Origin of the sequence: Roseivirga echinicomitans (genome assembly GCF_001592935.1) — a bacterium.
In the GTDB taxonomy this organism is placed as follows: domain Bacteria; phylum Bacteroidota; class Bacteroidia; order Cytophagales; family Cyclobacteriaceae; genus Roseivirga; species Roseivirga echinicomitans.
This window is the reverse complement of the sequence record NZ_LRDB01000042.1, coordinates 1-358: the sequence shown is the minus strand read 5'-3', so window position 1 is coordinate 358 and position 358 is coordinate 1. Positions and strand designations below refer to the sequence as shown.

The following is a 358-nucleotide window of genomic DNA, read 5'->3' as shown; positions in this document are numbered from 1 at the left end:
CAGAAAATTGAGTTCCCAACTATTTTAGTTTTTTCTGCTTTCCGTATCCTTTTTTCCTGCTTTCTGATTTCCTGATTTCCTGATCAACTATTTCCCCTACTCGCTTCTCAATGAATCCACAGGATTGGCTTGTGCGGCTCGTACAGAACGGAAACCTGTTGTAAGGCCTGCTACCAAAAGCGTAAACCCGACAGCAATCACAAACACCCACACATTCATATCAATGCGGTATTCAAAATCAGAAAGCCAATAATCCATAATGTAATAGGCCACAGGCGCAGCGATTAAAAAGGCAATCACAATCAGCACCAAAAGCTCTCTAGAGAAGATGTTCAGGATTTGCCCTACTGAAGCACCC

1 protein-coding gene is annotated in these 358 nt (G+C 42.7%); it reads right to left on the bottom strand.

What is annotated here, in order from left to right; genetic code table 11:
- Positions 1–96: 96 nt before the first annotated feature.
- Positions 97–358: ABC transporter permease (locus tag AWN68_RS13370; protein ID WP_157716216.1), on the bottom strand; the 262-nt coding region annotated here is incomplete at its 5' end.